11 protein-coding genes are annotated in these 13,697 nt (G+C 75.3%); 4 read left to right on the top strand and 7 right to left on the bottom strand.

Annotation, left to right across the window (positions count from 1 at the left end; genetic code table 11):
• Positions 1 to 98: 98 nt before the first annotated feature.
• The 4 genes from ACZ4W9_RS14345 to ACZ4W9_RS14330 form a co-directional block, all read right to left on the bottom strand.
• Positions 99 to 1,529: a 3-hydroxybutyrate oligomer hydrolase family protein gene (locus ACZ4W9_RS14345; protein ID WP_467935542.1), complete on the bottom strand. Its 1,431-nt coding sequence runs from the start codon at positions 1,527 to 1,529 to the stop codon at positions 99 to 101.
• A gap of 139 nt (positions 1,530 to 1,668) precedes the next feature.
• The gene (locus tag ACZ4W9_RS14340) at positions 1,669 to 2,937 is read right to left on the bottom strand and encodes an extracellular catalytic domain type 1 short-chain-length polyhydroxyalkanoate depolymerase (RefSeq protein WP_467935541.1); all 1,269 of its coding nucleotides are present in this window, start codon (positions 2,935 to 2,937) and stop codon (positions 1,669 to 1,671) included.
• 174 nt (positions 2,938 to 3,111) lie between these two features.
• Complete coding sequence (locus tag ACZ4W9_RS14335) at positions 3,112 to 4,035, bottom strand: universal stress protein (RefSeq protein ID WP_467935540.1); 924 nt, start codon at positions 4,033 to 4,035, stop codon at positions 3,112 to 3,114.
• 116 nt (positions 4,036 to 4,151) lie between these two features.
• Complete coding sequence (locus ACZ4W9_RS14330; protein WP_030783943.1) at positions 4,152 to 4,394, bottom strand: DUF397 domain-containing protein; 243 nt, start codon at positions 4,392 to 4,394, stop codon at positions 4,152 to 4,154.
• Between the two features lie 523 nt (positions 4,395 to 4,917).
• Here ACZ4W9_RS14330 and paaK point away from each other — a divergent pair.
• Entirely contained in the window at positions 4,918 to 6,222 is a 1,305-nt protein-coding gene (paaK, locus tag ACZ4W9_RS14325) for a phenylacetate--CoA ligase PaaK (RefSeq protein WP_467935538.1), read from the top strand.
• Between the two features lie 37 nt (positions 6,223 to 6,259).
• Here paaK and ACZ4W9_RS14320 read toward each other — a convergent pair whose 3' ends face one another.
• Positions 6,260 to 7,492, bottom strand: a complete 1,233-nt coding sequence (locus ACZ4W9_RS14320) for an MFS transporter (protein ID WP_467935537.1) — start codon at positions 7,490 to 7,492, stop codon at positions 6,260 to 6,262.
• An 80-nt stretch (positions 7,493 to 7,572) separates the two neighbouring features.
• Between ACZ4W9_RS14320 and ACZ4W9_RS14315 the strand changes: the two genes are divergently transcribed.
• Positions 7,573 to 8,136 (top strand): CGNR zinc finger domain-containing protein, encoded by a 564-nt coding sequence (locus ACZ4W9_RS14315; RefSeq protein WP_467935536.1) that lies wholly within the window; start codon positions 7,573 to 7,575, stop codon positions 8,134 to 8,136.
• A gap of 55 nt (positions 8,137 to 8,191) precedes the next feature.
• Positions 8,192 to 8,524: an ArsR/SmtB family transcription factor gene (locus ACZ4W9_RS14310; protein ID WP_467935534.1), complete on the top strand. Its 333-nt coding sequence runs from the start codon at positions 8,192 to 8,194 to the stop codon at positions 8,522 to 8,524.
• 26 nt (positions 8,525 to 8,550) lie between these two features.
• On the opposite strand, the gene ACZ4W9_RS14305 is transcribed toward ACZ4W9_RS14310, so the two are convergent.
• Positions 8,551 to 10,047 (bottom strand): acyl-CoA synthetase, encoded by a 1,497-nt coding sequence (locus ACZ4W9_RS14305; protein ID WP_467935533.1) that lies wholly within the window; start codon positions 10,045 to 10,047, stop codon positions 8,551 to 8,553.
• 241 nt (positions 10,048 to 10,288) lie between these two features.
• Here ACZ4W9_RS14305 and ACZ4W9_RS14300 point away from each other — a divergent pair, with 241 nt between their 5' ends.
• Positions 10,289 to 12,079: a serine hydrolase domain-containing protein gene (locus tag ACZ4W9_RS14300; RefSeq protein WP_467935532.1), complete on the top strand. Its 1,791-nt coding sequence runs from the start codon at positions 10,289 to 10,291 to the stop codon at positions 12,077 to 12,079.
• Here ACZ4W9_RS14300 and ACZ4W9_RS14295 read toward each other — a convergent pair.
• On the bottom strand, positions 12,045 to 13,661 hold the full coding sequence (locus ACZ4W9_RS14295) for a phytoene desaturase family protein (protein WP_467935530.1): 1,617 nt from the start codon (positions 13,659 to 13,661) through the stop codon (positions 12,045 to 12,047). The genes ACZ4W9_RS14300 and ACZ4W9_RS14295 overlap by 35 nt on opposite strands.
• Between the last annotated feature and the right edge of the window lie 36 nt (positions 13,662 to 13,697).

Here is a 13,697-nt window from a genome sequence, read left to right as displayed (position 1 = left end):
ACGTCGCAATCCACACCGAACCCGGAAGGCCCTCACCCGTTCAAGACCTCTCAGCCGAGACCTGGCTCACCTGTCCACAACCTCCCCGGACAGAACAGCTAGCGCAGGGGGCAGTTGCCGAGCAGGGTGGCGGGGTCCGCTCCGGCCGGGCGGGCGACCGTGCGGCCGGCGGGCGGGCGGCCCGTTCCGGCGAGCCAGCGTTCCAGGGCGGTGAAGGCGGCGCGGTGGCAGGGCACCATCGGGCGGAGCCGGCCGGGGAAGGCGTCGACGAGGGAGTCGGTGTGGGTGCCGCCCTCGATGCGGTAGTAGCGCAGCAGCGCGCCGCGGCCGGCCTCGTGGACCATGCGGGCGTAGACGTCGGAGTCCTGGCTGATCGGCAGCAGGACGTCGAGGGTGCCCTGGAGGGTGATCAGGGGCTTGCCGATGCGGCCGGTGAGGGCGATGCGGCCGACCGCGCGGTGGACGGCGGCGGGCCGGCCGGCGTAGTCGTAGTCGGCGTCGCAGGCGGGGGCGCCGGAGGCGCAGTAGGGGGTGCCCGCCTCGGTGGCGCCGTCGTAGCCGGGGTCGAGTTCCTCGCGGTAGAGGCGCTGGGTGAGGTCCCAGTAGACCTGGTGGTGGTACGGCCACAGGAACTCGGAGCCGGCCGGGAACCCGGCCCGGTGCAGGGCGGCCGTGGCCTCGGCGGCCCGGGGACCGCCGGCGGCGACGTCGGGGTAGTGGCGCAGGGCGGCCGGCAGGAAGGTGAGCGGATGGGGGCCGTCGGCGCGCCAGAGGGTGCCTTCCCAGTCGACGCCGCCGTCGTACAGCTCCGGGTGGTTCTCCAGCTGCCAGCGCACCAGGTAGCCGCCGTTGGACAGGCCGGTGGCGAGGGTGCGGGCGGGGGACCGGTGGTAGCGCTGGGTGACGACGGCGCGGGCGGCGCGGGTGAGCTGGGTGAGGCGGGTGTTCCATTCGGCGACGGCGTCGCCGGGCCGGCGGCCGTCGCGGAAGAAGGCCGTGCCGGTGTTGCCCTTGTCGGTGGCGGCGTAGGCGTAGCCGCGGGCGAGGACCCAGTCGGCGACGGCCCGGTCGTTCGCGTACTGCTCGCGGTTGCCGGGGGTGCCCGCGACGACCAGGCCGCCGTTCCAGTGGTCGGGCAGCCGGATCACGAACTGGGAGTCGTGGTGCCAGCCGTGGTTGGTGTTGGTGGTGGAGGTGTCCGGGAAGTAGCCGTCGGTCTGGAGGCCGGGGACGCCGGTGGGCGTGGGCAGGTCCTTGGGGGTGAGGCCGGCGTAGTCGGCGGGGTCGGTGTGGCCGGAGGCGACGGTCCCGGCGGTGGTCAGCTCGTCCAGGCAGTCGGTCCGCTGGCGGGCGGCGCCGGGGACGTGCACCAGGGCGCCTCCGGCGCAGTGGGCGTTCGGGCTGCCGGGACGGGCGGGCGCCGCGCCGGCCGGGGTCACCGGGCCGGCCAGGAGCGCGCAGACGGCGGCGAGCGACAGGGCGCCGAGCGGCACGCGCCGGGCGCGGTGTGGTGTTCGGTGCGGAAGCATACGGCTCCTCCGGCGGGTTGGGGACGCGCTGGAGGCTAGGGGCGGTGTGGGCGCCGCGACATGTGTGGGACCGCCATGATGACGGCCCGTTCGCCGGTGCCGGCCACCATGGCGGTGGGGGGCGGACGCTGACGTGTGGTCAGGGGCAGCCGGTGTCGGCGAGGGTGAAGTAGCCCGCGGGTGATTCCTTCAGGGTGTGGGTGACGAACGTGTTGTACAGGCCCATGTTCTGGCCGGAGCCGACGGCGTGGGTGTAGCCGCCGGAGGTGGTGGCCCGTCCCGCCTGGACGTGGGCGTAGTTGCTCGCCGTCCAGCAGGCGGCGGTGCCGGGGTCGCCCGGGTCCGGGTCGCCGGGATCGGGGTCGCCCGGTTCGGTGGTGTCCAGACCGAAGAAGCGGGCGATCCAGCGGCTGGAGCAGATGGAGTCGAGGAAGTAGGGGGCGCCGGTGCCGCCGCACTGCTCGCCGCCGGTGCCGGGGTCGACCGGGGTGCCGTGGCCGATGCCGGGGACCCGGTCGACCTCGACGGCCACGGTGCCGTCAGCGGCCAGGTACTGGTCCTGCCGGGTGGCGTCCGGTCCGATGGCCGTGGTCCGGGTGGGCGTCTGGGGCAGTCCGTGCAGGGCCGTCCACTGGTCACGCAGCTCGGTGGCGTTGCGCGGTACGACGGTGGTGTCCCGGTCGCCGTACCAGATGGCCGTGCGCGGCCAGGGCCCGGTGTGGGAGGGGTGGGCGTCGCGCACCCGCTGGGCCCAGTCGGCGGGGCTCCGGTCGACGCCGGGGTTCATGCAGGTGTAGGGGCTGCTGTCCTTGGCGCAGTCGTAGGGCAGGCCGGCGACGATCGCGCCCGCGGCGAAGACGTCGGGGTAGGCGGCGAGCATGACGGCGGTCATGGCGCCGCCGGCGGACAGGCCGGTGACGTGGACGCGGCCCGGGTCGGCGCCGTAGGCGGTGACGGCGTGGCTCACCATCTGCCGGACGGACAGCGCCTCGCCCTGGCCGCGCCGGTTGTCGCCGGACTGGAACCAGTTGAAGCACTTGTTCACGTTGTTGGCGGTGCCGGTCTCGGCGAGCACCAGCAGGAAGCCGTCCTGGTCGGCGAGGCGGGGCAGTCCGGAGTTGTCGGCGTAGACCTGGGCGTTCTGGGTGCAGCCGTGCAGGGCCACCACCACGGGCGGGTGGGCCGGCAGGGTGGCGGGCCGGTACACGTACATGGTGAGGGCGCCGGGGTTGGAGCCGAAGTCGCCCACCCTGGTGAGCGTGGCGGCGGCGCCGGCCCGGGGCGCGGGGGCGGCGAGCACGGTGCCGAGGACGACGGCGAGGACGGCGAGCAGGCGGGGCAGGAAGCGGGGCAGCAGACGGGCGCGGGGGCGCGCCGCGGGGGGCCCGGGCTGCGGGGGCAGGGGCATGGCGGCTCCTTCGGTGGACACACGCCCCGGCCGGTCCCGGGCGCGGGTCGCGCCGGGAGCGGCGGGGGTGGCGGAACCCTAGGTGCGGGTGTGTCCGGGCACCATGGCGTCGCGCCCCACAGCCGGCGGGGCCGCAGTCCGCACCGGGGGGATTGCCGAGCGCGGTGCGCTCTGCTAAGGCGCCGTTTCCCGGTCTTCCTCCGGGCGCGGGGCCGGTGGGACGACCGCGACGGGGCTGGCCGCGTGCAGGAGCACGGCCTGGGTGACCGAGCCCATCATGCGGGCCGGGGCGAGCAGCCGCCGGCGGTGCCGGCCGACGACGACCAGTTCGGCGTCCTTGGAGGCGGCGACCAGGTGGCCGGCCGCGTCGCCGGGCAACGCCTCGGCGTCGGCGCGGACTTCGGGGTGCCGTTCGCGGTGCGGGGCGAGGAAGCCGTCGGCGAGGGCGAGGGTCTCGTGCGCCACGGCCGCCTCGTCGACCAGGGGCGGCACCGGCTGGCCGGGCGCGGACCAGGTCTGCACGGGCCACGGGTAGGCGGCGATCGCCTGGAGCCGGGCGCCGCGCAGGGCGGCCTCGGCGAAGGCGAAGGCGAGGATGCGGTCGTCGGGACTGTCGGCGTGCAGTCCGACGACCACCCGGGGCCCGGGTTCGGCGGGTCCCTGGCCGTGCACCTCGCGGCCGGGTGGGGGCACGACGACCACGGGGCACCGGGCGTCGCGGGCGGCGGCGAGCCCGTTGGAGCCGAGCAGCAGGCTGGCGAAGCCGCCGCGCCCCCGGGAGCCGAGCACCAACAGCTGCGCGTCGTCGCCCAGTTCGGGCAGGACGGCGCCGGGTACGCCCTCCAGCGCGACGTACTCCACGGCCGGCTGCCCGGCGTGGTCCCCGAGGCGGGTGCGCACCTCGTCGAGCACCGCGTCGTCCTCGGTGTCGGGCGGCCCGGCGACCAGGACGCCGGCCTGGCCCCAGGCGGCGTACTGCCGTACGTGCACCACGCGCAGCGGTGCCGCGCGGCGGCGGGCCGCGTCCAGGGCCCAGTCCAGGGCACGCAGGCTGTCCTCGGAACCGTCGACCGCGGCGATGACCGGCGCAGCGTTCATCCTTCTCACCTCCGGAACACGATCTTCCCCGTGCAGGGGCCAGCCTGGCTCAGGCCCGGCCCCCGGTGGGGCGCTGCCGGTCGCGTGTCCGGAAATCCGGGCGGAACACCCCCGGTTCAGGTGAGATCGAACTCGCCTTCGCGCGCGCCGGAGACGAAGGCGCCCCATTCGGCGGGGGTGAAGATCAGGGACGGGCTCTCCGGCCGGTCGCTGTTGCGCATCGCGATGAAGCCCTCGACGAAGGCGATCTGGACATCGCCCAGCCCTCGGCTGCTGGACTGCCACTCGGCCTTGCTGAGGTCCAGCTCCGGCTTGTCCCAGCCCGCGAGCGGCTTGTGCTGGGTGGTGCTCTCGGCCACGTCCGTGCTCCTCCCGGTTCGTCGTCCGCGGGTCAGCCTAGCGACCGGTCGCCACGGCGGACAGGGCACACGGGGGCGATCTTCGCGGCGGCCCGGCGGGGACGTACCCGGCCGGGCCGTCGGGAGGCGGGGGGTCTGCGCCCGCGAGCCACATGGTGACCGAGCGCCGGGAGAACGGCCTCGGCGGAGCGGAGTGCCGCAGGCGCCGCTGGGGCCGGCGCGGGGCACGCGGCCGGACATGTGGTTCGCCGGGCCCCCCACACCGCGTCGGCCTCGGTCTGGTTTTCGAAGGCGAGGGTGCGGACCGTGCGGTGGACACGGGCGGAGACGACCGCGGCGGAGCCTGCGGTGCGCACCGGCAACACGCCCGGGGCGGGCCGCCCCGTGTCCGTGGTCCGTTCGGGGCCGGGAAAATTCCGCGGGCCTCTTGCCCGGAGCCCAGGTGGCCTGAATTACTTGCCGCAGCAGTAACGACCGAATGATCGGTCGTCCGGAATATGTGGCTGGCTAGGGAGACGTCCCCATGACGGATGTGACGGATCTGCTGGACGCGGGCGAACGGCTCGGGGCCGAGGAGCTGCGGGCCCTCCAGTTGGAGCGGCTGCGTGCCTCGCTGCGGCACGCGTACGAGCACGTGCCGTTCCACCGCGAGTCCTTCGACCGGGCCGGTGTCCATCCGGAGGACTGCCGTACGCTCGCCGACCTGGCCCGTTTCCCCTTCACGACCAAGGCCGACCTGCGGGCGAACCATCCGTACGGCATGTTCGCCGTCCCCCGGGACAGGATCCGCCGCCTGCACGCCTCCAGCGGCACCACGGGCCTGCCCACGGTGGTCGGCTACACGGACGGCGACCTTTCCCTGTGGGCCGACCTGGTGGCCCGTTCGATCCGGGCGGCCGGCGGCCGGCCCGGCGACGTCGTCCACGTGGCGTACGGCTACGGACTGTTCACCGGGGGTCTGGGCGCCCACTACGGCGCCGAGCGCCTCGGCTGTACGGTCGTCCCCGCGTCCGGCGGCATGACGGCCCGGCAGGTGCGGCTGATCCTGGACCTGGAACCGTCCGTCATCATGGTGACCCCGTCCTACATGCTCACCCTGCTGGACGAGTTCGAACGGCAGGGCGTGGACCCGCGGAGCACGTCGCTGCGGGTGGGCGTCTTCGGGGCCGAGCCCTGGACCGAGCGGATGCGGCGGGAGATCGAGGAGCGGTGCGCGATCGACGCCGTCGACATCTACGGGCTGTCCGAGGTGATCGGCCCGGGCGTCGCGCAGGAGTGCGCGGAGACCAAGGACGGCCTCCACGTGTGGGAGGACCACTTCTACCCGGAGATCGTGGACCCGGTCACGGGCGAGGTGCTGCCGGAGGGCGAGCGGGGCGAGCTGGTGTTCACCTCGCTGACCAAGGAGGCCATGCCGGTCGTCCGGTACCGGACGCGGGACCTGACCCGGCTGCTGCCGGGCACGGCCCGGGTGTTCCGGCGGATGGAGCGGGTCACCGGGCGCAGCGACGACATGGTGATCCTGCGCGGGGTGAACCTCTTCCCGACCCAGATCGAGGAGATCGTGCTGCGTACGCCCGGGGTGGCGCCGCACTTCCAGCTGCGCCTGACCCGTCGGGGCCGCCTCGACGCCCTGACGGTCCGGGCCGAGGCCCGCCCGGACGCGTCGGCGCGGGTGCGGGAGGCGGCGGCCCGGGCCATCGTCGCGGCGGTCAGGGACGGCATCGGGGTGTCGGTGGACGTGGAGATCGTGGAGCCGGAGTCGCTGGAGCGGTCGGTGGGCAAGATCCGCCGGATCGTGGACCTGCGTCCGCGGGGCGAGGAGTAGGGCGGGAACGGCGGGGGCGGTCCTCCCGGACCCCGCCTCACCGCACCTCGCCCGGCACCACCGCGCCCTCGGCCTGCCCGGCCGCCACTCGGGACCTGGTCAGGTGCCGGGTCAGCGCGAGCGCGGCCAGCAGGGCCACCAGTGCCGTCACCGCCGGCCAGCCCAGCCCGTCGTACGCCCGCACTCCGAGCCAGGACCCGGCGCTGCCGCCGAGGAAGGCGCACGTCATGTAGGCGGTGTTGATCCGGGCCCGGGCGTCCGGGCGGAGGGCGAAGTTGCGGGCCTGGTTGGCGACCTGGCCGCCCTGCACGGCCACGTCGAGGAGCAGCATGCCGCCGGCCAGCGCCACCAGCCCGGCGGTGCCGCCCGTGCCGCCGAGGACCAGCACCCCCGCCGAGCCGATCGCCCCGAGCAGACACCACAGGCTCACCGCGTCCGGTCCCCGGCGGTCCGCCGCGCGCCCGGCGATGGGGGTGCAGAACATGCTCGCGGCACCCACGAGTCCGAGCACGCCCACGGTCTGGGCACCCATGCCGTAGGCCGGTCCGGTCACCAGGAGGGTGAGCGCGGTCCAGGCGGCGCTGAAGCCGGCGAAGACGGTCGCCTGGTAGAGGCAGGAGCGCCGCAGGTCGCCTTCCTCGCGCAGCAGGCGCAGCGGGGCGGATATCAGCGCGGGATACGGCTGCCGGGACGTGGGCGCGGTGTCCGGTACCACCCGGGCGAGGAACAGCGCGAGGGTGAGGATGAGGGCGGCGGCGACGAGGTAGGGGGCGCGCCAGCCCAGCCACTCGCCGAGGGTGCCGCCGAAGGTGCGGGCCAGCAGTATGCCGCCGATGAGCCCGCTGAGCAGGGTCCCGGTGACGGCACCGCGCCGTTCGGCGGGCACGAGCCCGGCGGTCATCGGGATGATGATCTGCGGGACGACCGTGGTGATGCCGGTGGCGGCGCTCGCGACGACGAGGACGGGCAGGGCCGGCGCGGCGGCGGCGGCGAGCAGCCCCGCCGCGGTCAGCGCGAGCAGGGTGACGATCAGCCGGCGGTGCGGCAGCCGGTCGCCGAGCGGGACCAGCAGGAAGATGCCGGCCGCGTAGCCGAACTGGGCCGCGGTCACGACGAGGGCCGCCTCGCCCGCCGAGACGTGCAGGTCGGCGGCGATCAGCGCGCTGATGGCCTGGGGGAAGTAGATGGTGGCGACGCTCACTCCGCAGGCGAGCGCCAGCGCGAGGATCACCCGGCGGGGCGGGGCGGACGGTGCGGGGGACGCGGACACGCGGACACCTCTCCAGGAACCGGTTTGAACGGTTCCCGCACGGTACCAGTCAAACCGGTTCACCTGTGTAGGGTGAAGGGGTGCCGACGACCATCCGCTTCCGCCAGGGTTCGGGACGCCTGTGTCTGGACTTCGCCCGGACCCTGCGCTTCAGGGGTACGGCCGAGGCCGTGGAGGAGTTGCCCGACGCCGGGGCGCTGGCGGCCTGGGTGCGGCAGTGCGGCCCCTGCCCCGCCGAGGCCGGCGACGCGACGCCCGCCCTGGTGCGCACGGCCCAGGAACTGCGCGAGGCGGTCCACCGGCTGGTCGGTGCCGCCCGTACCGGCGGGATGCCGGACGCGGACACGCGCGGCCTCGTCAACGAGGCCGCCGCCCACCCCGTGCCCGTCCCCGCGCTCACCGCCTCGGGCGGGCTGGCCTGGCACGCCGGGGACCCGGTGCGCGCCACGCTCGCCCTCGTCGCCCGGGACGCGCTGGACCTGGTCGCCTCCCCGGCCGTGGACCGGGTGCGCGACTGCGCGGGGGCCGCCTGCGGGGCGCTGTTCCTCGACACCTCGCGGCCGGGCACCCGGCGCTGGTGCTCGATGGACACCTGCGGCAACCGGGCGAAGAAGGCGGCGCTGCGCCGCCGGTCCGGCGGCTGACCAGGGTCTCGGCGGCGCACCCCGGTCAGCCGGACGCGCCCTATACTCCGACATCATGACGGACACCGCCGCCACCCCGGACCCCGATCTGGTCACCGCGCTGCGGGCGCTGTCCAACCCGATGCGGCTGCAGATGCTGCGCTGGCTGCGCGACCCCGAGCGGCACTTCCCGAGGGACGCGGCCCTCGCCGGCCCGGGCCGGGCCGGTGTGTCCGTGAGTCACATACAGGCGAAGGCGGGCCTGGCCCAGTCCACCGTGTCCGCCTATATGGCCGAACTCCAGCGCGCGGGCCTGGTCCGGGCGACCCGCGTGGGCAAGTGGACCCACTACCAGCGCGACGAGCACCACATCGCCGCCCTCGTCGCGAAGCTGGGGCAGAGCCTGTAAGGGCTTTGGACCGGCCGTCGGAGCGGTCAGTCCGCGAAGCGGTAGCGGAGTTCGCGCTTGAGGATCTTTCCGCTGGCGTTGCGCGGCAGCTCCGGGACGAACAGCACCCGCTTGGGGGCCTTGAACGGGGCGATCCTGTCCTTCACATGGGCGATCAGCTGATCCTCCGTCACCTCGGCGCGCGGGACGACGACCGCGGTGACGGCCTCGATCCACCGGTCGTCGGGCAGGCCGATCACGGCGGCCTCGGCGACGGCCTCGTGGGAGTAGAGCGCGTCCTCCACCTGGCGCGAGGCCACCAGTACGCCACCGGAGTTGATGACGTCCTTCACCCGGTCCACGATGGTCAGGTAGCCCTCCGCGTCCCGCACCGCGAGGTCGCCGGAGTGGAACCAGCCGCCGCGGAACGCCTCGGCGGTCTCCTCGGGCCGCTCCCAGTAGCCCTCGCACAACTGCGGGGAGCGGTAGACGATCTCGCCGGGGACCCCGGCGGGGACGTCGGCGCCGTCGGCGTCGACCACCCGGGCCTCGACGAACAGGACGGGACGTCCGCAGGAGTCCGGCCGCGCGTCGTGCTCGTCCGGGCCGAGGACCGTGGCCAGCGGGCCGATCTCGCTCTGGCCGAAGCAGTTGTAGAAGGCGAGCCCGGGCAGGCGCTCGCGCAGGCGGCGCAGCACCGGCACCGGCATGACCGACGCGCCATAGTAGGCCTTGCGCAGCCCGGACAGGTCACGGGTAGCGAAGTCCGGGCGGCCCGCCAGGGCGATCCAGACGGTCGGCGGGGCGAACAGACTGTCCACGCGGCCGGTCTCGACCAGGTCGAACAGGAGGTCCCCGGCGGGCGCGTCGAGGATGAGGTTCGTCGCGCCGACCGCCAGGTACGGCAGCAGGAACACGTGCGTCTGCGCCGAGTGGTACAGCGGCAGCGCGTGCGCCGGCCGGTCGCCGGCACGGAGGTCGAGGGCGGTGACGGCGCTCAGGTAGGCGTGCACCAGGGCCCGGTGGGTCATCATCGCGCCCTTGGGCAGGGCGGTCGTCCCGGAGGTGTACAGCAGCTGCGCCAGGTCCTCCGAGCCGGGTTCGGGGCCGTCGTACGGCGGGGTCCCGGACAGCCGGGCGAGCAGCGAGTCGCCGGTGTCGCGCAGCGGCAGCGTCCGCGTCCCGGCCGGCAGCCGCCCGGCGAGGCCGGGGTCGGCGAGGACGAGGGCGCTGCCGGACTGGCCGAGGAGGTAGGCCAGGTCGTCGCCGGTGAGGTGGTGGTTGACCGGCACATGGACCAGGCCGGCGCGGGCGCAGGCGAGGAAGGCGATCAGATAGGCGTCGGAGTTGTGGCCGTAGGCGGCGATCCGGTCGCCGGGGGTGGTGCCCTCGGCGAGCAGCAGCGAGGCCGCGCGGGAGACGGCGTCGTCCAGTTCCCCGTACGTCCACGCCCGGTCGCCGTACTCGACGGCGACCCGTGCCGGGGTGCGCCGGGCGCTGCGCCGCAGCATCCCGTCCACGGTGCCGCCCTGTCCCTGCGTCATGCCTCAGGATCCTCGGCATGTCACCCGGGGCGGGTCAAGTGTCCGGACGCGTGGCCCGGGGGCGGCTTGGCCACGGACTCGGCCTCGAGGAGGACGGATGCCCCTTTCCGAACCTTTTCTGATGAGTCATCAGAATTTTGGGAGGCTGCCGCGCCCCGTTGACACGCCCCCGGCCCGACAGGAAGGTTTCACGGTGCGGGGCGGGTCCGGAAAGATTCTTTCAGGCGGGAGGCCGCGGGCGATGACGGACGACCTGGCAGGCGGAGCACCGGGCGGGCCGAGCCGGCGGCGGCTGGTCGCGGGCTCCCTGGCGGCGGGCGGCGCGCTGGCCCTCGGCGCGTTCCCGGCGGGGCCGGCCGCCGCCGCGCCCGCCTCCCCCGGCCGCCGCGCCACCCTGCGGCACGGTTCCGCCGAACGCGCCGGGCTGCTCCCCGCGCACCTGCGGCGGCTCGTCGCGGACGCCGAGGCGTTCCTCGGCCCCTCCCCCCGCCGGCCCTGGTACGCGGGTGCCGTCCTGCTCGCCGGGCGCGGCACCACGGTGGCCCTGCACGAGCCGATCGGCATGGCGGTGCGCTACTCGGGCTACGACGAGAAGACCGACACGGGCGTCGAGTTGCCGCCCGGCCGGCAGCTGCCGACGACCCGGGACACGGTGTTCGACCTGGCCTCGCTCTCCAAGCTGTTCACCTCGCTCCTCGCCGTGCAGCAGATCGAGCGGGGCACCCTGCGCCTGGAGGGCACGGTCGCCTCGTACCTGCCGGACTTCGGCCGCGCGGGCAAGGCGGAGGTGACGGTCCGTCAGCTCCTGACGCACACCTCCGGTCTGCGGGCGTGGCTGCCGCTGTACACGGCGCCGACGCGCGAGGCGAAGCTCCGGCTCCTCTGGGACGAGGCCCCCGTCAGCCCGCCCGGCGCCGCCTACCTGTACTCGGACCTGAACCTGATCACGCTGGGCCTCGTCCTGGAGACGGTCACCGGCCGCCCGCTGGACGCGCTGCTGCGCGAGGAGATCACCGGCCCGCTCGGCATGGACGGCACCCGCTACCGCCCGCCCGCCTCCTGGAAGCCGCGGATCGCGGCCACCGAGGACGCCCGTACGCCCTGGTCGGGGCTGGACCGCGGGCTGGTGTGGGGCGAGGTGCACGACGAGAACGCGTACAGCCTGGGCGGTGTCGCCGGTCACGCCGGGGTGTTCTCCCGCGCCTGGGACCTCGCGGTGCTCGGCCGGACACTGCTCGACGGCGGACGCTACGGCCGGACGCGGATCCTGCGGCCGGAGTCGGTGGACCTGATGTTCACCGACTTCAACACGGCCTTCCCCGGCAACGCGCACGGCCTCGGCTTCGAGCTGTACCAGCACTGGTACATGGGGGCGACGGCCACCCCGCGCACGGCCGGCCACACCGGCTTCACCGGCACCTCGCTGGTGCTCGACCCCTCGACCGACTCGTTCCTCGTCGTGCTCGGCAACTCCGTGCACCCCGTGCGCACCTGGCGCTCCGGTTCCGCTCCCCGGGTGGCGGCCGGCGACCGGCTCGCCCGCGCGGTGCCGGTCCGCCCGGCGCGGGGCCGTTCGGCCTGGTTCGCGGGCATGGCGAACGCCACGGCCGCGACGCTCACCCTCCCGGCACTGGACACCTCCCCGGGCGCGGCCCGGCTGCGCTGCGCCCTGTGGTGGGACACCGAGCCTGGCGCCGATCAGCTGGTGCTGGAGTCCACCACGGACGGCGGCGCCACCTGGCGGCCGGTGCCCTTCACCACCGTCCGGCCCGGCGCCGGCCCCGAGGACCACCCGGCGGGCGCGGTGTCCGGCTGGTCGGGCCGGGTCTGGCACCGGGTGGCCGCCGAGCTGCCGGCCGGCCCGCGCCTGGTGCTGCGCTGGCGGTACACCACCGGCCCGCGGTACGTCGGCCGGGGCGCGTACGTGGACGCGCTGCGCGTGGAGGCGGGCGGGGCGGTGCTGTTCGAGGGGGCGCGCCCGGCGGACGCGGCGCGGCTCACGGCGGTGGGCTGGCGGGAGTCGGCCGACTGACCGGGCCGGGGCGCGGGGACGGGTCCGCTTCCAGTACCGCCATCGCCGCGTTGTGGCCCGGCACCCCGCTCACCCCGCCGCCGCGCACCGCTCCCGCCCCGCACAGCAGGACGTTCGCGTGCCGGGTCTCCACTCCCCAACGGCCCTGCCCCGGTTCGGCGCAGGGCCAGGACAGGGGCCGGTGGAAGATGTGGCCGCCGGGCAGCCGCAGGTCCCGTTCCAGGTCGAGCGGGGTCTTCGCCTCGATGCAGGGGCGGCCGTCGGCGTCGGTGGCCAGGCAGTCGGCGAGCGGCTCGGCGAGGTGGGCGTCGAGCTGGGCGAGGGTGGCGGTGAGCAGTTCCTCGCGGGTGGCGTCGTTGTCCCGGTCGAAGAGCCGGGCGGGGGTGTGCAGGCCGAACAGGGTGAGCGTGTGGTGGCCGCGTTCGGCGGGGCCGGGGCCGAGGATGGTGGGGTCGGTCAGGGAGTGGCAGTAGATCTCCGAGGGCGGGGCGGCGGGGAGCCGGCCGGCGGCGGCCTCGGCGTGGGCGGTGGCCAGTTGCCGGTAGCCCTCGGCGATGTGGAAGGTGCCGGCGAACGCCTCGCGGGGGTCGGTGCCGGGGTCGCGCAGCCGGGGCAGCCGGGTGAGCAGCATGTTCACCTTGAGCTGGGCGCCCTCGGCGGGCTCGGGCGCAGGGTCGCCGGTGAGGGCGGCCAGTTCGTGCGGGGAGGCGCCCACCAGGACGTGCCGGGCGGCGGCGGTGCCGACGCCGTCGGCCGTGCGGTAGGCGACCTCGGCGGTGTGTCCGTCGGTGTCGATCCGGACCGCCTCGTGTCCGGTGGCGATGCGCGCGCCCGCCGAGCGGGCCGCCGCGGCCAGCGCGTCGGTCAGCGCGCCCATCCCGCCGACGGGCACCCCCCAGGCGCCGGTGCCGCCGCCGATGACGTGGTAGAGGAAGCAGCGGTTCTGGACCAGGGTGGGGTCGTGGGCGTCGGCGAAGGTGCCGATGAGCGCGTCGGTGAGGACGATGCCGCGCACCAGGTCGTCGGCGAACGTCTCCTCGATGGCGACGCCGACCGGCTCCTCGAACAGGGCCCGCCAGGCGGCCTCGTCGTCGATGCGGCGGCGCAGGTCGTCGCGGGCGGGCAGCGGTTCGGTGAGGGTGGGGAAGACACGCCGGGCGACGTGGCCCGTCATGCCGTAGAAGCGCCGCCAGGCCGTGTACTCGCGCTCGCCGCCGGTCAGCCGGGCGAACGCCTCCCGGGTACGCCGCTCGCCCCCGCCGACCAGGAGTCCCGTGGGCCGGCCGGCCCTCTCCACCGGGGTGTACGAGGAGATGGTGCGCGGGCGCACGCGGAAGTCCAGCCCGAGGTCGCGCACGATCTTCCCGGGCAGCAGGCCGACCAGGTAGGAGTAGCGGGACAGGCGCGCGTCGACGCCGGTGAACGGGCGGGTGGAGACGGCGGCGCCGCCGGTGTGGTCCAGCCGTTCCAGCACCAGCACGGAGCGGCCGGCGCGGGCCAGGTAGGCGGCGGCGACCAGGCCGTTGTGGCCACCGCCGACGATCACGGCGTCGTACGCGCGGGTCGGCTCGTTCGCGGACATGGTCCTTCGTAGCACGCGCTGATCCACGGCGGCCAG

It is taken from the genome of Streptomyces sp. NPDC029296 (assembly GCF_055569255.1).
This window is presented reverse-complemented; position numbering and strand designations above follow the sequence as displayed.